The 18,928-nt window shown below is 52.6% G+C and carries 16 protein-coding genes; 1 reads left to right on the forward strand and 15 read right to left on the reverse strand.

Translation table 11 applies throughout. The features are described from left to right. Nucleotide 1: 1 nt before the first annotated feature. From C7W93_RS17740 to C7W93_RS17770, 7 genes are read right to left on the reverse strand one after another with little or no spacing between them, the layout of a single operon-like run. Nucleotides 2-787 (reverse strand): SDR family oxidoreductase, encoded by a 786-nt coding sequence (locus tag C7W93_RS17740; RefSeq protein WP_108441588.1) that lies wholly within the window; start codon nucleotides 785-787, stop codon nucleotides 2-4. A gap of 47 nt (nucleotides 788-834) precedes the next feature. After that, complete coding sequence (locus tag C7W93_RS17745) at nucleotides 835-1,650, reverse strand: aspartate dehydrogenase (RefSeq protein ID WP_108441589.1); 816 nt, start codon at nucleotides 1,648-1,650, stop codon at nucleotides 835-837. A gap of 30 nt (nucleotides 1,651-1,680) precedes the next feature. Beyond that, the gene (locus tag C7W93_RS17750) at nucleotides 1,681-2,574 is read right to left on the reverse strand and encodes a polysaccharide deacetylase family protein (RefSeq protein WP_108441590.1); all 894 of its coding nucleotides are present in this window, start codon (nucleotides 2,572-2,574) and stop codon (nucleotides 1,681-1,683) included. A 52-nt stretch (nucleotides 2,575-2,626) separates the two neighbouring features. Beyond that, nucleotides 2,627-3,592, reverse strand: a complete 966-nt coding sequence (locus C7W93_RS17755) for a TMAO reductase system protein TorT (RefSeq protein ID WP_108441591.1) — start codon at nucleotides 3,590-3,592, stop codon at nucleotides 2,627-2,629. Nucleotides 3,593-3,641: 49 nt separating this feature from the next. After that, on the reverse strand, nucleotides 3,642-4,628 hold the full coding sequence (locus C7W93_RS17760) for an ABC transporter permease (protein WP_108441592.1): 987 nt from the start codon (nucleotides 4,626-4,628) through the stop codon (nucleotides 3,642-3,644). After that, nucleotides 4,628-5,626, reverse strand: a complete 999-nt coding sequence (locus C7W93_RS17765; RefSeq protein WP_161539958.1) for an ABC transporter permease — start codon at nucleotides 5,624-5,626, stop codon at nucleotides 4,628-4,630. The genes C7W93_RS17760 and C7W93_RS17765 overlap by 1 nt, the downstream gene beginning before the upstream one ends. Further along, nucleotides 5,619-7,154 carry a sugar ABC transporter ATP-binding protein gene (locus C7W93_RS17770; protein ID WP_108441594.1) on the reverse strand — a complete coding sequence of 512 codons (1,536 nt, stop codon included), beginning with the start codon at nucleotides 7,152-7,154 and terminating at the stop codon, nucleotides 5,619-5,621. Before C7W93_RS17770 ends, C7W93_RS17765 begins: the two co-directional genes overlap by 8 nt. Nucleotides 7,155-7,392: 238 nt before the next feature. Between C7W93_RS17770 and C7W93_RS17775 the strand changes: the two genes are divergently transcribed. Continuing rightward, entirely contained in the window at nucleotides 7,393-8,343 is a 951-nt protein-coding gene (locus tag C7W93_RS17775) for a LysR substrate-binding domain-containing protein (protein ID WP_108441595.1), read from the forward strand. 221 nt (nucleotides 8,344-8,564) lie between these two features. Here C7W93_RS17775 and C7W93_RS17780 read toward each other — a convergent pair whose 3' ends face one another. From C7W93_RS17780 to C7W93_RS17820, 8 genes are all read right to left on the reverse strand, one after another. Continuing rightward, complete coding sequence (locus C7W93_RS17780) at nucleotides 8,565-9,701, reverse strand: porin (RefSeq protein ID WP_225869926.1); 1,137 nt, start codon at nucleotides 9,699-9,701, stop codon at nucleotides 8,565-8,567. Between the two features lie 139 nt (nucleotides 9,702-9,840). Continuing rightward, nucleotides 9,841-10,614: an enoyl-CoA hydratase/isomerase family protein gene (locus C7W93_RS17785; protein ID WP_108441596.1), complete on the reverse strand. Its 774-nt coding sequence runs from the start codon at nucleotides 10,612-10,614 to the stop codon at nucleotides 9,841-9,843. A 58-nt stretch (nucleotides 10,615-10,672) separates the two neighbouring features. Beyond that, nucleotides 10,673-12,241: an AMP-binding protein gene (locus C7W93_RS17790; protein WP_108441597.1), complete on the reverse strand. Its 1,569-nt coding sequence runs from the start codon at nucleotides 12,239-12,241 to the stop codon at nucleotides 10,673-10,675. A 125-nt stretch (nucleotides 12,242-12,366) separates the two neighbouring features. Next, the gene (locus C7W93_RS17795) at nucleotides 12,367-13,365 is read right to left on the reverse strand and encodes an amidohydrolase family protein (RefSeq protein WP_108441598.1); all 999 of its coding nucleotides are present in this window, start codon (nucleotides 13,363-13,365) and stop codon (nucleotides 12,367-12,369) included. Nucleotides 13,366-13,712: 347 nt separating this feature from the next. Further along, a complete protein-coding gene (locus C7W93_RS17800; RefSeq protein ID WP_108441599.1) occupies nucleotides 13,713-14,330 on the reverse strand; it encodes a TetR/AcrR family transcriptional regulator in 618 nt (205 codons plus the stop codon). A 49-nt stretch (nucleotides 14,331-14,379) separates the two neighbouring features. Next, entirely contained in the window at nucleotides 14,380-15,243 is an 864-nt protein-coding gene (locus C7W93_RS17805; RefSeq protein WP_108441600.1) for a MaoC/PaaZ C-terminal domain-containing protein, read from the reverse strand. 549 nt (nucleotides 15,244-15,792) lie between these two features. After that, nucleotides 15,793-17,178 carry an MFS transporter gene (locus tag C7W93_RS17815; RefSeq protein WP_108441602.1) on the reverse strand — a complete coding sequence of 462 codons (1,386 nt, stop codon included), beginning with the start codon at nucleotides 17,176-17,178 and terminating at the stop codon, nucleotides 15,793-15,795. A 366-nt stretch (nucleotides 17,179-17,544) separates the two neighbouring features. Continuing rightward, entirely contained in the window at nucleotides 17,545-18,891 is a 1,347-nt protein-coding gene (locus tag C7W93_RS17820; RefSeq protein ID WP_108441603.1) for an MFS transporter, read from the reverse strand. Nucleotides 18,892-18,928 lie beyond the last annotated feature (37 nt).

Raw genomic sequence — 18,928 nt, forward strand, 5'->3', positions numbered from 1 at the left:
ATTAAATACTTTGAATCATGCCGCCGTCGACGCGGATCACAGAGCCGGTCACAAAAGCGGCACGCTCACTGGCGAGGAAGGCGACCACATCGCCGTATTCTTCGGGACGCCCATAACGCCCGACCGGAATCGCGCCTGTGCTTTCGATAACGACTTGTTCATAGGTTTTGCCTTCGCGTTTGGCACGACTTTCATCGAGCGAACGGATGCGATCGGTCGCGATGCGGCCCGGCAATACCACGTTGACGGTGATCGCATCGCCAGCCACTTCGGCGGCCAAGGTTTTGGACCAACCGACTAAGGCCATGCGCAAGGTATTCGACATGCCCAGATTGGGGATCGGTGCGATAACGCCTGACGACGTGCTGGTAATGATGCGGCCCCATTTTTTTTGCTGCATCGCTGGCAATACCTGATCGGTCAAATGCATCAGCGACAAGACCATCGCGTCGAACTGTTTGCGCCAGGTATCGGCAGGCACGTTAGATGCCTTGGATGGCGGCGGGCCGCCGGAATTGTTCACCAAAATATCGGGATCGCCGACAGCACTTCGCACGCCTTCCAACATCGCGTCGATACTGCGTAAATCGGCCAGATCGGCGACAAACGGCACGGCCTTGCCGCCGCGTGCGGAAATGACTTCCAGCGTCTGTGCCAATGCTTGTTCGTTTTGGTCCGAGATGGCGACGATGACGCCTTCTGCGGCAAGCGCTGCCGCAATCGCGGAGCCAAGTCCACCGCCTGCCGACATCACGAGTGCGGTTTTACCTGCTATGCCTAAATCCATGTTGTTTCTCCTGTGATTGTCGTTCTGCTTGCTGGTCGCATAAATGATTAAGTGCCGACCCGAATCGGGCTGCGCAATTTACGCAGCGCGGCCAACACGCTTTGTGCTGTGATACGGCCAGTTTTCGGATTTTCTGTCGGGATGTTTTGAATGCTCATCGAGAACGACGCCGCATCGGAATCAACTTCGATGACGTGCGTGTTGCGCGTCAATGCCGGGTCAGCCCAGATTTCTAGCTGCGTCTGATCCGGGCCGATCCCAGCCAGCGCCAGTGCGACCACAACATTCAGATTGGCCGGAAAACCCTTAGCCGCTTCACGTGCCGTGCCTGAAAAAATCTGGATCGGCGAGGTGATATCGTCAATGTTGATTTTGTTGGCGACCAAAAATGGAGCGCCGACCAGACCGCGTACTGGCTTACGGGTAATCATTCTGACTGAATGAATACTCCCTTCTGCCGCAGCCGTTACTGCATCTAATCCGAGCAGCGCGCCAGTCGGCACGATGATCTGGCCGCCATGCTCACGCGCCAGGTCGATCAAATCCATGCGATCCAGCAAAGCGCCGACACTCAGTACAATTAGGGTTTTTCCTGCGCGCAAGACTGGCTCGGCGATTTCTGGCAGCAGCTCTGCTGGTGCGCATTCCACGACTACGTCAACTGCCTCTGCTAGCTCTTCCAGCGTCAGAATCTTGATGTCTCCCTTCAGGCCTTGCAATATACCTGCGGTTTTTTTAACGTCGCGCACGCTGACCGCGCTGAGTTTCAATCCAAAGATGCCGTCATCCAGACGCTTGACCAGTGTCTTTCCCACAGCGCCTAATCCAACAATCCCGACGGTTAAGTCTTTTTTATGTGACATGATGCTTTCCCTCTTTTAATAGTTGACGACCTATCGACCCTGCCCTCCTGCTGGCTGGTCATGATCGATAAAATGTTGTGCGATGGCGCCCGTTGTGGTGAACCAAATTTTGTCGCGATGCTGTGCGATATGTTCCATGGCGCGGCGGAAATGGCGCAGCCGATACGGTTGTCCGATCAAAAATGCGTGGATCGATATCCCAAAAACCAGCGGCTGGTCAGCGCTCTGTTCCAGCATTTCATCGAAGTTATCGATGATCATGTTGGCAAACCCTTCCGCCGTCGTATCGTGCAAAGCGATGGCCGGAATGTCATTGACTTCATGCGGATACGGCACACTCAGCAAACGCCCGTTGCGGGTGTTGATCCAGACCGGCTGATCATCCAGCGGCCAGTCGAGGATGTAGCTGTACCCAGCCTCTTGCAGCAGATCGGGCGTCAAATTACTAGGATTGACACCGGGGCTGAGCCATCCGGCGGGCGCACGCCCTTCGTGCTGCGTAATGGCATCGGTCACCTCTTGAATCAGCACGCGCTCTTCTGCTTCAGAGAAATTATTTTGATGTTCAGAGTTGGTGCGACCATGCCCCAGAATCTCATCGCCCCGCGCTCTTAGCGCTTCCAACACTTGCGGGCAATGGTCATAGCAAGCTGAATTCAGCAGCACCGACAGTGGCAGGCCTAGCCGATTGCACAGATCGATAATCCGCCAGACGCCGACCCGATTGCCGTACTCGCGCCAGGCCCAGTTATACGTATTGGGATGGGCAATACCGGGCGAATAAGAAAGTCCCAATCCTTCGTTATAGGCAAAATGTTCCAGGTTCAGGCACAGATGCACGGCGAGTCGTTTCTCACCGGGCCAGTTGAACTGAGGACGTTCGGTAATGGCCGAATACGGGAAGCGATTATGAGAAGTAAGCATCACACTGACCTTTCTGGTTCAAAATTCTTAAGGTTATTGGATAGCACGCGGTTTAGGGTCTATAGCTGGTTGGCGCAGTCAAAAGACTCAGATCAAGCGTAGCAAGATTGTCTTTTGTCACCAGAATAGCCGGTGTTTCCACCACTGCTTGCGTCGGCTTTTTGGTAGCCGCCAGCACTGCCTGGCGCAAGGCTTCGCGGCCCTGCGTGACGATTTGCTGGGCGGAGGTACAGACCAGCTCGCCATCTTTCAGCATTTGCTGCGCGGTCGGACTTAAATTAGATGCAGTGATTTTGATGACTTGTTCTTTCTTTGCCGATTTCACTGCCAGCCACGCACCGGCAGCCGTATCGTCGATGGCGTTATAGACGCCGTTGATTTCTGGAAAGCGTTGAATCCAGTCATCGACTAAATTGATCGCACCGTTGCGGGTGACCGATTTACGCGATTCTGCGATGACTTTGATCGCCGGAAACTCTTTGTTCATGGTTTCCATAAAACCGCGCCGCCGGGTATCGGCCCAGGTCTGGCCTTGTTGCTGCGCGATCATCGCCACTGCGCCCTTGCCGCCCAGTGTTTTACCCAGACATTCGGCTTGCAAACGGCCCATGTCGTAGTGGTCTGCACCGACTTTAGAGGCGAGGCCGACTGAATTCGGGATGCTGGACAAACCGACTACCGGAATGCCTTTACCAATCGCATTTTCAACCACCGGATTGACCGCCTGACCATTGGTAGCACCGACGATGATGGCGTCGACTTTGCGCTCCATCAAATCCTGAATCTGCGATATCTGGACATTCACGTTGGCGTCGCCACCGGCGTTAAGTTTGACCAGCGTGACGCCCAGCTTTTTGGCTTCGCTTTCTACGCCATAGGTCATCGATATCCAGAATGACGAGGCCAGTTCCGGCGTCGCATAACCGATCGTTATTTTCTGTTGCGCCCAGCTGGGGCTGGCGGCGAATGTACTCAGTGCACCTATTGCCAATAACGTCGTGAAGACAATCTTTTTCATGTCAATCTCTCCTGTGGGTATGCGTTATAAATGAGCGTTGCAAACAAAATTAATGGAATTTCCGAACGATATAGTCGAGCGCACCAGCCGACACCAGCACCACGCCTAAAACCATTTCCGATACAAACGGCGATGAACCCAGCAAATTCAGTCCATTCAACAAGGCCTGAATAAACACCGCGCCAATCAAGGCCTGCCATACCGAGCCAGTGCCGCCGCTTAACGCAATGCCGCCAATCACGCAGGCCGCAATCGCTTGCAGTTCCATGCCAGCACCTTCAATAGCGACCGCAGAGCCGCTACGTGCCAGCAGAAACATGCCTGCCAGTCCAGCCAAGCCACCGCATAAAGAATAGGCAATCACGCTAGAGCTGCGGACCGGCACGCCGACCAGATTCGCCGCTTCAGGATTGCCGCCGACCATATACAGCCAGCGACCAAATGGCAGTCGTTTGGTAACCGCCCAGATCAGTAGGCCAGCACCGGAAGCGATCCAGATCAGCGATGGAATATGCAGCAAACCGGAATAACCGAGCGATTGCAGAAAGCTGTCCGACGGCAGCGATATCACCTCCGCATCGCCAACCAGCGCCGTCGCCAGGCCACGCACGATTAGCGTAGTGCCAAGCGTTACGATGATCGGCTGCAAGCCTTGACAGGCGATCAGATAACCGTTGATCGCGCCGACGATAAGGCCGGTGCCAACGCCGAAAATGATGGCATTTTCCTCACCGAAGGGCGCTACCGCTTGCACCGCGACGACCGATGACAACGCGGCGACTGCGCCTACCGAGATATCAAAACCCCGCGTGATGATGACCAGCATCTGGCCTAGCGCTAATACAAACAAAATACTGCTTTGTGAAAAGATGTTCGCAAAGTTGTTGAAACTTAAAAATCCCGGCGAGATCACGCTCATGATCAGCACCAACACCACGCAGGCAAAGGGACCAGTCAATTCACGCGCTTTTGGACGTCGCCATTGTGCGGTGAGCGGTGCTGCGCCAACGCGCTTTTTGCTTAATTGCAGAGTCATTACAGCGCTCCCGATGTTGCATTGTTTGTGGCAATATTTTCAGCGACGGTCGCCACATTGCGGCGGTTAGCAGCAGCCCAGCGCATCCCCCAGCGTTGCACCAATACAGAACCGACAATCAACGCCCCCAACAGGATGTTTTGCAGATAGCTGGGAAAGTTAAGCAGCACCAGCGCATTCACAAACATCGACAGAATAAATACACCGATCACGGCATGGACCGGGCCGCCCTGACCGCCGCTGAGCGGGATACCGCCGATGGCACACGCGGCAATCGCTTCAAATGGCAGTTCGGGATACAGATTAGGCTGACCGGACCCCAGCCGCGAGGTCAGAATAGCCCCGGCGAGCGCCACTAAGACCGCATTGATCAGGTAAGCCTGCATGATCCGCAACGGCACCGGAATCCCGACCAGACGGGCGGCGTCCGGGTTGCTGCCGATCAGATAGCACTCTCGCCCAAAAGTCGTGAATTGCATCACCACCAAACCGATCAGGCATGCCGCAATCGCCAGCCAGACGATGCTGGGCAAACCCAGCATTTGCGAATTTGCCAAACCGGATAAATCGATTCCGGTTGGTGCTTCTAACGGTGCGCCGCCGACGATCACACTGCAAAATCCATGCACCGCAATCATCGTGCCGAGCGTCACCAGAAATGCGGGCAATTTCAGAAAGCCGATCAACGCGCCATTGACCAATCCCAGCAGCAGCACTGCCAGCATGCCGATACCAAACGCGGGAACGATGCCCAAGCTGGGAACGCACAAGACCGTCGCCACGCTAAAAATCGCCACCCCGGACCCGATAGAAAAGTCCAGACCGCGTATCACGATCACCGCGCCCTGCCCGATTGCCACCAGAATCAGGACGGCAGCAACTTTGCCCAGATTGAGAAAGTTGGATGCCGTTCCAAAACGTGGCACCGCGATCAGACAAACGACAAATAACGCCAGACAAACCCATACCGATACCGGCCATTGTTTAATGCTACGCATGTTGGCTCCCGGTGTGGTTGGTTGCATCCTGTCCACCGCTGATACAGGCGAGGATTTCCGAAGGATCGGCGCCGCGTTTAAAGACATCCGCCAAGCGCCCGTTGCGCATCACATACACCCGATGCGACAGCATCATGACTTCTTCGATATCGCTGGAGGCGACCACCACCGAAATACCGGTGCGGGCGGCGGCGATAATGGCGTCGTGGATCGCATCGCGTGCATGCACGTCGACGCCCCGGGTTGGTTCCAGAAGAATCAACAGCTTCATATCCGGCAGTAAAAGATTGCGGATAATCAACAATTTTTGCTGATTGCCGCCACTTAACGCGCTGATCACGGCGCTGGGATCGCTCGGCTTGACGCGAAGATCTTCAAACAGTTTTTTAGAGGCATTCACCTCGATCCGATTCGACAAAAAAGAACCAACCGAAATCGCTGTATACGCAGAGGCAACCGCGTTGATCGCACAGCTCAAACCGGGAAAAATGCCATCCGCGGTACGATCTGCGGGTACTAAACCAACCCCGATCTGCTTAAAGCGGCGGCGCGAGGTCTGGGCGATATCCACTCCATCCACTTGTATCGTGCCTGCGCTGGATATGCGCGCACCGCCAAGGACCTCGCCCACTTCTAGTGCACCGGAACCAATCAGACCAGCGATGCCGATGATCTCGCCGCACGCTACGTTGAGCGATAAATCCTCGAACGCTGCGCCGCATTTCAGCCCGGCTACGTGCAGGCGCTGTTTTCCGGCAACGGGCAATTCGCGCTCGGCCCGTAACGCTACCGGGCCGACCATTGCCTCGACGATAGCGTGATGGCTCAATGACGTGGTCGGAACCGCATCCAGCACGGTGCAGCCGTCGCGCAAGACCGTCACGGCGTCACAAATTTGCGTGATTTCACTCAATTTGTGGCTGATAAAAATGATGCCTTTTCCCTCTTGTTTCAAGCTATTAATTGCCGCAAACAAACGCTCTGCTTCATGCGCATTCAGCGCAGCGGTCGGCTCATCCAGCAACAGCACCTGACAATTGCGCGCAACACCGCGGGTAATCTCCAACAGTTGCCGCTCGGCCATCGATAGCTGACTGACCATTTGCGCTGGATCGATTAACAGACCCATGCGTTTGGCGATCTCTAAATAAGTCGCTAAGGCGATCGGGGCCTTGCGCTTCCATAACGGACTTTCTCGTGCAGCATCAAACGCGTTCAGATTGTCCGCCACAGTCATTTCAGGAAACAACGTGGAATGTTGATACACGGGAATAATTCCGGCAGCGATAGCGTCGCGGACCGAATGAAATACTACCGGTGCGCCGGTCAATGCGATGGTGCCAGCATCCGGTTGCAAGGCGCCCACCAGCATTTTTACCAGCGTGCTTTTGCCTGCACCATTTTCGCCCATCAGGGCGTGAACCTGCCCGGCTTGCACCGTTAAATCAGCGCTGCGCAAGGCGCAAGTTGCGCCAAATCGCTTAGATAATCCGCGCGCCGAAAGCAGCGTATGTTGCGTCGTAGCCATGGTGTCTCTCTATTTGTAATTTTTCAATAAAATAACGTCGATTCGGAGGTAATACTGTTCTGCCGCGCACCAGATCGGCCCAATCCGGCCGCTAGCAAAAAGCGGTCCCGATCGACAATTATTGTTATTCGTTGAGATGAATCATGGACGCCCGCAAAAGATCAGACAACTGACTTGTTCCTACGCATGCATCAGTTTTAATCATGCATATCCGGCGCGGAATGCGCTATCCTGAATCATGAAAAGATCCCTTCCGCCGTTGATGTCCCTGCGTGCTTTTGAAGCCGCTGCCCGTCACATGAGTTTCACCGTGGCGGCAGACGAATTGTGCATAACCCAGAGCGCAGTCAGCCGCCACATCAAAAATCTGGAAGAACACTATCGGCTGAAACTGTTCAACCGCCTGACCCGCGAAATCGCCTTAACCGAAGAAGGCATTTTGTTGTTTAGCGCGGTGCAAAAAGCCTTTGATCAGATCGATGCAGTCTCGCGCACACTGACCAAAACCAAACCCACGCGAGGCTTAATCCTCAATATTCTGCCCACACTGGCATCCACCTGGTTAATGCCCAGACTGGTACGCTTCACGCAAATGCATCAGAACGTAGAGGTCCGGTTAATCACGTCTATCGAGCCGGTCGCTTTTGATCGCGACAAAGTCGACGTCGCCATCCGGGTCGGCAAACTGCCAGCGCAACGCCACAAAGACGGTGCGCCCAGAATCGATCTGGTGATGACGAATGAATGGAAGGGATTAGGTGCCGACAAGTTGTTTCCGGATGTATTGGTGCCGGTCTGTCGTCCAGATTTATTAAAAGATCAGCGCACGATCAAACCAGCCGCGTTACCCTTTCTGCCACTGATCCATACCGACTCCCGCGCGCATGCATGGGAAGACTGGTTCGGCGCGTTAAACGTCGCCTATCAACCCTCCGCACGGGTACTGCACTTCGGGCATTTCTTTATGTCGGTACGGGCAGCCATGGACGGCAAAGGCGTGGCGCTGGTGCCCAGCGTACTGGTCAGCGACGATATCCAGGCAGGCCGCCTGATCGTGGCCGTGACGGAACGTGTGTCCAGCGATGGCGATTACTATCTGCTGTACAAAAAAGAACGCGCCAAAGATCGGGCGATCGCGGTATTTCGTGAATGGCTGATGTCGGAAGTAACGGAATTGCAAAGCCCTTGAAGTCGGTTTATCCACGCCTGCGCAAAGCTTCAAAACCTTTCGGCTCCCAATCACGTATTGTCTATAACAAGCCGGTCCTGTGCGCGAATGGGACGTGGATTAGCCTCGCTTAAGCTGCAGGCAACATCACATTAACTTGGTGATACTAACCATTTTTTTGCGATAAAACGAAACGGCTTCGCAGTTTTTCTCTGACGAAGCCACTATCGCCATTACAGAGATTAAAAACTGTGGCGCATACCTACGCGGATAAGCGCCTGGCTATTCGTTGATGACGCTGACAAGCCCTGAATCTGTGCTGCGGGCCCGCCATTTCCACCGGCGATAAACGGATCGCCGCCAGCGCGCTGAAAAACGCCTTCAGTGTATAAAGTGGTGCGCTTAGACAGGAAGTAATCTGCCAGTACACCGAATTGATTAAACTTTGAATTGGTCACCCCAGGACGACCGCTGATATCGACTGTAGTGTAGGTATAGGCGAACGAAAGCATCAGCGTTGGCGCGACCAAATACCGAGCGTTCAATTCATAGTTATTAAAATTATTGTTAATCCCGCTGGTCAGCGTCGGCCCGACATTGTTGTACCTGGAGCCAGACCAAGCTGCGCCCAAAAGCGCCGGGCCTATCTGATAGCTGCCACCCAAGCCATACATCCGTGCGCGTGAGGCCGTCACCGGCGCATCTGGCGCAGTGCCTGCCGGATTCGGATTGGTGGTGCTGGCGCCGCCATTATCCAGTTCGAGATAACCTACGCCCAATTTGAGTGGACCATTTTCATATTTTGCGCCGGCACCCCAGGCTCGGTCATTTCCAAAAGCACCGCTCTGATTACTAAATGCGTACATTACGCTTGAACTAAAACCGCCATAGGTATTACTTGCATACTTGACGGCGTTGTTAAAGCGAATCGTGTTAGCAGCGTTGTCGTTATCAAACGGATGCGTAAAATAGATACCGGTAAAGCCGGCATTCGAAGTCAATGGTGCAAAATTCCCCACCAACGGATCATATTGACGGCCAGCTGTCAGCGTACCCCATTGCGTACTTTGCAGGCCGACAAATGCTTGCCGTCCGAAAAGTTTGCCGCCTTGACCAAGTGCCCCGGTGCCTGGATCAAATCCGGTTTCCAGGATAAAAATCGTTTTCAGCCCACCACCGAGATCTTCTGAACCTTTAAATCCCAAGCGACTCGCTTGTACGCCAACACTGGTAAGTTGCACGTTCGTATTGCCCTTTTGATTGGTGGAGTAAGTGATGCCCTCGTCGAGCACCCCGTAGATGATTACGTTAGTTTGCGCAGAGGCAAAATTTGCAGTGCAAGCGACCATTATTGCGGAACTAGCTAATACTTTTTTCATGATTTACACCTGTCTCCGTCAGTTAAAATTATTACCCATTTTTTTACCGCTAACAAATGCGTAAGGCTCGGCCAATGAAAACAGGTTAAAAAATTTGGACGAAATTGCTTTCATCTAAGCCTTGTTGATTGCTAATTTCTTATTGCCCAGTGAAGGATGGCTTTCTGCGCTCTGCGAATGCAGCTGTTCCTTCTTTCACGTCAGAGGTCGATTGAAGAAGCCTGACCATCGCATCTTCTAACCGGATGCCAACATCCAGACTCATGCCTCGAGATCTGATTGCCAGTTCCTTCGTTGCCTGGACCGCGAGCGGTGCATTCGCGACAATTTGCTCGGCTAAGGCTTCGGCTTCAGCGAGGAGCCGAGCTGGCTCAACAATGCGATTGATCAACCCTCTTCGTTCGGCTGTTTCAGCGTCAAAGGGTTTTCCGGTCAGCAGAAGTTCCATTGCTATCGCGCTGGGGAGTTCTTGCATCAGCCGTTGCGTTCCTCCGCAGCTCGCCAGAACGCCCCATCGAACTTCAGGCGTACCGAATGTGGCGTGGGGAACGCTGATCCGAATGTCTGTGGCGAGCAGAAGCGTCATTCCACCACCCAGACAATGGCCGTTGACTGCTCCGATGACTGGCTTCCAGATATCGATTCCGCGATCGGGACGCAAACCGGCCTGGCTGGTCCAGGTGTCGGATATGGGCGGTGGTTCAGGGATGTATTCCCTTAGGTCAGCTCCGGCGCAGAAAGCCCGCTCTCCAGCACCCGTTAAGATAGCAACGCGTATGTCCTTGTTATCCCGAACTTCCCTCCACGCCGAGGCGAGGTCATCGAGCATTGCGTGGGTCAAGGCGTTAAGCCGTTCGGGACGGTTGAGCGTGATGGTCGCAATACTTTGCGTAACTTCAAATTTGATAGTCATAATTTTCTCAATATTTTTTGCGCCAGCCGAGCTGCAGACGCAGTTTTCAATTCACACGTCATTGCGCGCTGCGATCCCATGTTCGATGCTCTGTTTTCATGGATCGAAGTTCCTCTTTTTTAGCTCTGAAAGTATGCGTTTTCGGGATCTCTGAAACCGATACAATGTAGCGAGGCAGCATGAAGCGCGGCACCCTGGCGGATAGAAACTCGATCAATCCGACGGGGTCTATATCCTCTCCATTTTTTGTTACGACAAATACCTTGATATCTTCTTCGCCCCATTCGGAAGGAACGCCGATGGCTGCTGATTCGGCCACGTCTGGATGTGCATTGACCTCCATCTCGACCTCTGTCGAAGACACGTTCTCACCACGTCGGCGGATAGCGTATTTCATCCGATCAACAAAGAAATAGTTGCCTTCGGCGTCGCATTTAAATGCGTCTCCGGTATGCAGCCATTGATTGCGCCAGACTTCGGTCGTCGCAGCGGGGCGGTTCCAGTAACCAGACATGAGTTCCCAAGGGTGCTCGGTGCGGATTAACAGCTCACCCACGGTCCCCACCGGAACTTCCTCGTCGTGATCATCGACGATACGACATTGCACGCCGGGTCTCGGACGACCGCAGCTGTCGCCGGGGCCGAGTTGCCATCCGGTTACGATTGGACAACTGGTTTCAGTCATATTGAAAGCGGTACACAGCCGGACGCCAAAGCGTTCCATGAAGGTATTCGGATTGGATGGAAGCGGGCACACATAGACGTTGCGCAAAGGATGCTTTTTATCCTCAGCACTAGGCGGTTGCGCTTCCAGAAATAGGATGGTGGAGCCAACCAGCATCGTTGTGGTACATCCGAAGCGCTTGATGTCGTCCCAGAACTGGCTGGTACTGAAGGTTTCTCTGAGAACCAAGGTTGCATTGGCCATCGCCGTGCCAACGACGCTTAATTTCCCGCTGACATGATAAAGTTGCCAGGGACAGTACCAAATGTCCTCCGACGTCAGATCTTCAATGGGAATACACCATCGCGCCGTTTCAATCAATTGGCGCCAGGACATCATTACCCCTTTTGATGGCCCTGTAGTGCCGGATGTGTAGACAATACAGGCGAGGTCATGCGAAGCCAATTGGGGCAGCGCAAGCGGCGGCAGTTCGCATTTTGTCAGCGGAACGCGCAAATCAAAAAACGAATTACCAGTCTCCGGCAGATCGCCGACCACGATGATCGTTTCGACGTTGGGTATGTCGGATTTAATTTCCTCGAACCTATCCAGATAGCGTGCATGAACCACCAGGCATCGCGCGCCACAATCGTTGACAACATGGCTTAGCATATTGCCGAGGTATCCGGAATTGATAGGAACCTCGACGGCGCTCAGACGTGCAATCGCCATCCATACGGTGATCGATTCAACGCTGTTTGGCAGCATGACGAGTACATTTGAAGATGCTCCTACGCCCGCTCGACTCAGTGTCTCAGTCCAGGTTCGAACATTGCCCTCCATTGCGGCATAGGTGACAGCCTCGCCATCGACTGTGCGGATGAACGTAGTTTCAGGGTGAGAGCTTGCCCTGTCAGCCAGGATATTTGGAAGCGATTGGCATATCGAATCGGTTTGGAGCATGGTCTATTTTCCAATATCAAAAAATTTGGGCGCAAAGGGACCCTTGCAGTACGAGTGAGAAAATTAGCGATATCGCATTTTGCTTGTTACGACTACAAGTGAAACTCAGTGAAGCTTGGTGACGTTTAGCGTTCGAGCAGCGCAATCACATTTCCGCGTGCGACCAGTTCCCGCTGATCGGCTGGCAAGGAGTCCAGAACAGGGAAAGACCGGCGACCTTCAGGATCGCCGATGTCGAAGGGATAGTCCGTTCCAAACACCACGCGATTCGCACCCATTTTTTCGATGAGGAAACGGTTACTATCTTCGCTCAAGGTACACGTGTCGTAATAAAGATCTTTCAAGTATGCGCTGGGTGCCTTGGTGATATATTTTCGGCAGTAAGGATCTGCCTCCCAGCCGGTAGCCTCGTAAGCTGCGTCGAGACGGCCACTCAGAAAGGCCAGATTTCCGCCTCCATGCGCCAGAATGAGCTTTAATGCGGGATGTCGCTCGAAGAATCCCTCGAATATCATGCGGGTAACCGCCAAGGTTGTTTCATGCGGAAAGCCAACCAGCACGTGGTTCAAATAATGGCCGTAGCGCTCGGTATGCATCTCCGTGGGATGCATGAAAAGCATAATACCTAAGCGTTCCACCATCTCGAATACGGGACTAAAAATGGCATCGTCCAGCGGACGACCTCCTGCGGTCGAAGGAATCATCGCCGCACGCATGCCATAGTCCTCGACGGCGCGTTTTAATTCATCCGCAGCACGATCAGGTTCGCCCAACGCCAGCACTGCCATGGCTTCGAGCAATCCCTCGCCGTCTTGAGCGACCTCGGCTGATTGCTTGTTCAATGCGCGAGAAAGCGCGACGTTGGCTGCGCTTCCTTTCCAAGACAGAAGGAATGGCTGTGGACCAAAGAACTGCTTTTCGATCTTGCGCTTGCGCATGCCGTCGAGACGATAGGGCATGTCGTAAAGATGCTTATCTAGTGTGCTCTTATTTCGCTCATCGCCCGGGTGCCGGACCTGAAAAAGCCCCCCCTCTTTGCTACACTGCAACCCAGCAATTGGCGTGCGGGCGAGATCGTGAAGAAAGCGCTCCGAAAATGCGTGTCCGTGAACGTCTATAACCATCTTAACCTCCGATACATTAGAATATTTATGAAAGATTCCAGTGAGCTCTAGCAATTTTTATATGCTATGTACTATGAATTAAAGATCACAAAACGATGACTGTGATGCGTTGCTGGAAACTGCGAAAGTAAACACTAGCGCTAAGAAAGCGTGCTGAGCGCACATGCTAGTACGCGCTCTTAGCGAGGAACTCGCCACACCCAGACAGGTTGGCAAGTATGCAAAGCGACATCAAGTCGATGCGTTTGTTCGGGCGGAACGAGTCCCCGGCTCTCAACTTGTGGTGAGAGACCTTCATCTATGCAGCACGAAGTTATCGTGCCTCCGATGTAAACTCTATTGCCGTCTTATGTGAAAATTCCCCGTTCAATCAGCTTTCGATATGCGTCTCTAACGAAGCTTGGAATCGGTCTAACCTTTCCATCTGAATAGGCGTACTCCTGGCCCAGAGAGGCACGAATGCCCATTAAGATCGCCACGATTGCATCGAGTTCGTTCTCATCGTAGCCTTTGATGTTGCCATTCTTGTGTGCTCTGCGGAGAGTAGATTTATAATTCCCCGTGATGTTTTCGAAGTGCTTCTTATATCCTTCCGGGGCAAAAATCTGTGCCTCGTTAAGGACGCGATAGAACTGAGGTTTCTTTAACAGAAACTTAAAGAAGGCGTCGAATCGCTGCATTTCTCGCTCAATTGCATCTTCCGCTGTTACCTCGCCGGAGATAAAGTCGAGCATCATTTCACCCATCGCCACGAGGACTTGATTCAATATGTCGTCTCGGGATTCGAAGTAGTTATAGAAGGTACCTTGAGCGACGTTGGCCAGGTCGGTGATCTTTGCGATCGATGCATCGGCGTAACCATATTTCCCGATAATATCCATTGCCGCCTCCAACAAATTCTGTCGTACCTGTACCGACTTCTCGGCGCGGGTGAAGCGCTTACCTGATTCTTTTGTCTTCAACATAGTCAGTGCTCTTTCGACTTACTCAAAAAGTAACGTAGTGGAAGTGACGTCAACGAAATTCCGCAATTCCATGTGTTAGCGCCAGGTTTCCTGAGGCGTTTCTTACGGCAAACGCCACTTCCCGTCCGTCAGGTGAATCGGATGTATGTTCAATTGTGATGGGCAGTCCCGGGATAACAGGCGCCTTAAAGCGCACAGCTATTCGGGCAAGGCGACCAGGATCGCCATCGGCGTAGAAATCAATCAGCTTCTGCGCTGTCAGCGCCCAAGTTGCTGAGCCGTGCAGAATAATATCGTCTAAGCGATTCTGCTTGGCGAAAGACTTTTCAGTATGGATTGGATTCCAAATTTGGGAACACTCGGAATAGAGGTGAGGATACAAGCGCTGAATCGGCAGCGTAATGCGATCGAAGCCCGCTGGCACTTCGGCATCCGGCCGCAAGAGAGGCGACTCTTCTTCGCAACGATCATCACCGTCAACAGATGTATTCAAGAAGATACCCCCCCACCAACTCGACACCATCGGTTGTGCTGTCACAGCATCCACGGTTTCAAGCTTAAGCGCTACATAGGCCCCGGCGCGCGTCTGGCGAACTGCTGCAATCCGACCGGTGGTACGCAATGATTGCCCCTGCTTGATCAAAGCATGGAAACGCGAATCTTGTAACACATGGACAGAACCAAGCGCTTCTTCTGGGCTGGAGAAATCTCCCAATTCACTCCACCAACCGCTTACCACTGGCCACTCGAGGCAGACTGCGAACGGCGGGGGCGCCACAACTTCCGACGTTAGGTCATTGGTATAGCAGTCTTTAATAGCCCCAAGCACGGCCGCATAAGCTTGCACGCGCCGCAATGTTGCGACTACCTCGGATTGACCGGCAGTCCGGCCCACAATGCTTGATGAAATCATGTTATCTACCGTTGTTGGGATCAGTCACGACCACGGCTTCTTTGGCGCCTTGACCCTCTGACAAATCATTTTTTTAAACTCGAATCCTGGTGAGTGCAATACCACGCCTACTTCGCAAGCGGCAGGCGCTCCCCACCATTAAATGAATGATGACTCATAAATCAATTTTAAGCAAGCATTTATGTCGCAATTTAACGCTAGAATATTCGTCGCGTTGTCGTTCAGCTGGACATCACGTATTTGTCGACGCAGGGCATCGGAATCTATTTTTATCTGTACCTGTTTCGGGATATATACAACCGCAAGATCGTCGGCTGGCAGATCCATGAAACGGAAAAGCGAGGTGCGCTATAAGGATCCCGGCTTTCCTTACATCACGTGGCATATCTTCGGCCACAACGGATAAGGGGATAGGTGATTGATCACATATCCCCTTCAGCGAAAGCATCTTCAAAACGCTCAAGTACCGTCCAGCCTATCCGCGCGGGCCATTCGAAAGCCTCATGGCCGCAAAGCAGAGAGTCGGGACGTTCGTCTCTTGGCAGGTCTTCAATCCGACATTGACATTCCTGCCGTTAGCTCGCGGTTAGGCATTTCTCTATCCTTTTTTTGCAATCTGCGACTGAAATAAATGAGCGCAAAGGTGGCCAGCCCGGCAATGAGCTCCGGCAGGACAGATAAACGAAAGACATTCTGGGACGACACCTCCATGGAAAGAAGTATGCCGCCCAAGGTAGGACCGACGATACCGCCGATCCTACCCATTGCAAGTCCCCAACCTATGCCGGTTGCCCGAATCGCGGTCGGATAGAGCTCAGCAGCATTTGCCACAAAGCCGATCATACCTGCCACGACGCATGCTCCCGCAACGAGCGCGAGTAAGCAGAGCATGACCACCGATCCGCTTGAAATACTAATTAAATAAACAAATAGAGAGCCCGTTACAAATGCTGTCCCCAACACTACCGACGGCTGGAACCGATCGATTAGTCGACCCAAAACGATTGAGCCGAGCGGCGTGCCCAACTGAAACGCGACGGCCACCATGAATGATTTATGTTGATCAAGCCCTACGTCTCGCAGCATCGAGGGAAGCCATGAGAGCATGAAATAAATGACGAGATAGCCGAAAGCAAATGTAATCCACAGCAAAACGGTAATTGGCGCTCGTCCTTCCGTGAATAACTTCCCAAGAGGCTGACTTCCATTTTTTTCCTGCTGGCTAGCAGAGAAAATCGGCGTATCGCTCTCTTTCAGAAACGGAAATATCACCTTGATTGTTTTTAAGACGTCCTTCCTCGGCTTCTCCTTCGCGACTAGAAAGGAGATTGATTCCGGCAGAAAAACTGCGATCACACAAGCGAGGATGGCGGTTGCACATCCTCCAACAAAGAATACCGACGACCAATGAAAGTGAACGGTAAGTTGATCGGTTACGAGAGCAGCCAACGCACCACCCACAGAAAAAAAGCAATACATCAACATCACGGTTGTTACGCGAACACGCTTTGCAACGCTTTCCGACGTCATGGCAATCGCGATGGGAAGCGTTGCTCCGAGTCCTATGCCCGTTATCACGCGCAAAACGAGCAGTTCTTGAACAGAACTGGCGAATGTCGTCAGGAACATCGCAACGCTAGTCCAAAGCAGGCTACCGAGCAGAGCCGGTCGTCGACCAAAACGATCTGAGATGAATCCCACCAAAATCGAGCCAATCAGCATGCCGACCAGACCGGCAGAGAAGACGCTCCCTAAGGCGAGTCGGTTGATGTGCAGCTCGGCAGACAATAACGGCGCCACAAAGGACATTACCTGCGTGTCGTAGCCATCAATCATTGTTGCCATGGCACATAAAAAAGCAATGAGCAACTGTCCCCGTGTAAAGGATTGCTTACTCATGAATTCCTGAATATCTATGCTTGCACCATATTTCACTTTGTCACCTCCATTATTAGAAAAGGTCTGGCCTCCTCCGGTTCTGAGCTTTTTTATAACCGTTCAGGCATATTCTGAACACGCATCGTAGATGTGCATCAACTAGCGCTAAGACGCGGTCCAAGAACAAGCTCAGCGTTATCTCAGCGTTGAGCTGATCGGGATACTCTGCGTTGTTAGCCGCAGTAGCCGCGACTTTCCTTAAGACCCCTCAATTTCCCATATCCGTCGGCGCGTCTGAGCCGAGCATCAACTTCGCTAGGTCGCCATACTTCAAGCGCAATGCAAGTGAAGTCGCCGAGTGCATCACAGTGTCGAAATACAGTGACTTAAACAGGCGCATCCATGGGGGTGCTTTATTTAATTTTAAGAATTCAGCTCACGCTTTTTCAATCTACGACTGAAGTAGAAAAGAGCAAACGTTGCTATCCCGGCGATGAGTTGCGGAACGATTGCCAATCTAAATACATTCTCGGCTGAAACATTGATGGAAAGGAGCAGTCCGGCAACAGTGGGCCCGACGATACCGCCGATCCGTCCCATTGCAAGACCCCAACCCAAGCCTGTGGAACGGATGGCCGTTGGATAAAGTCCGGCGGCAATTGCGACAAAGCCGATCATGCCTGCAACTATGCACGCTCCCGCGACTAATGCGATAAGACACAACAGGGCGATCGAACCGGGCGAAACACTAATTAAATAGATGAACAAGCACGCTGTGACAAATGCGGTGCCCAATACTAAGGCAGGCTCAAAACGATCCATTAGTCTGCCCAACAGAAACGAACCAATTGGCGTCCCAAACTGGAATGCAACGGCCACTACAAATGATTGATGCAGATTCAGGCCTCGCGCTAGCAGCAAGGAAGGGAGCCACGAGAGCATGAAGTAGATGACAAGATAGCCGAAGGCAAATGTAGTCCACAGTAAAACGGTGATCGGCGCTCTTCCTTCTGTGAATAGCTTTTTAACCGGTTGTTTTCCATCTTTTTCCTTCAAACTAGTGGTGAAGATCGGCGTATCGTGTTCCGTGAGTGACGGCGATATCCTCATGATGGTCTTTAAGACGTCGCGCCTCGGCTTCTCTTTTGCCACCATAAACTGGATCGACTCTGAAAGATAAACCGCCATTGCACAAGCGACGAGTGCGGTGACGACTCCTCCAAATACGAACACTGCGGGCCAGCGAAAGTGCGCTGTAAGTTGCTCAGTTACCACCGCAGACGCCGCACCACCCACTGAAAAGAAGCAGTACATCAACATAACAGTTGTGACCCGAACTTTAGTCGCGACGCTTTCAGATGTCAGGGCAACCGCAACAGGAAGCGTCCCGCCAATCCCAATACCGGTGATCAAACGCATGATGAGCAATTCTTGAACTGAGCTAGCGAATGCCGTCAGAAGCATTGAGGCGCTGGTCAACAGCATGCATGCCAGCAGCGCAGGTCGTCGACCAAAACGATCCGAAATGAACGCGGCCAGAATGGACCCAATTAACATTCCGAAGACACCAGCAGAGAAGACAATTCCCATGTCGAGTCGGGCAATTTTCATTTCCGCAGACAATAATGGGGCGACAAAAGATATTACTTTCGTGTCAAACCCATCAATCATTGCTGCCATGGCACACAGAAAGGCAATCATAAATTGTCCTTTCGAAAAGGACTGCTTACTTAAAAAATCCTGGATGTCTATAGTTGCGCCATATTTCATTTTCTAATCTCCATTGTTAGACAGCTAACCGGTCGCA

The organism is Glaciimonas sp. PCH181 (assembly GCF_003056055.1).
Lineage (GTDB): Bacteria > Pseudomonadota > Gammaproteobacteria > Burkholderiales > Burkholderiaceae_D > Glaciimonas.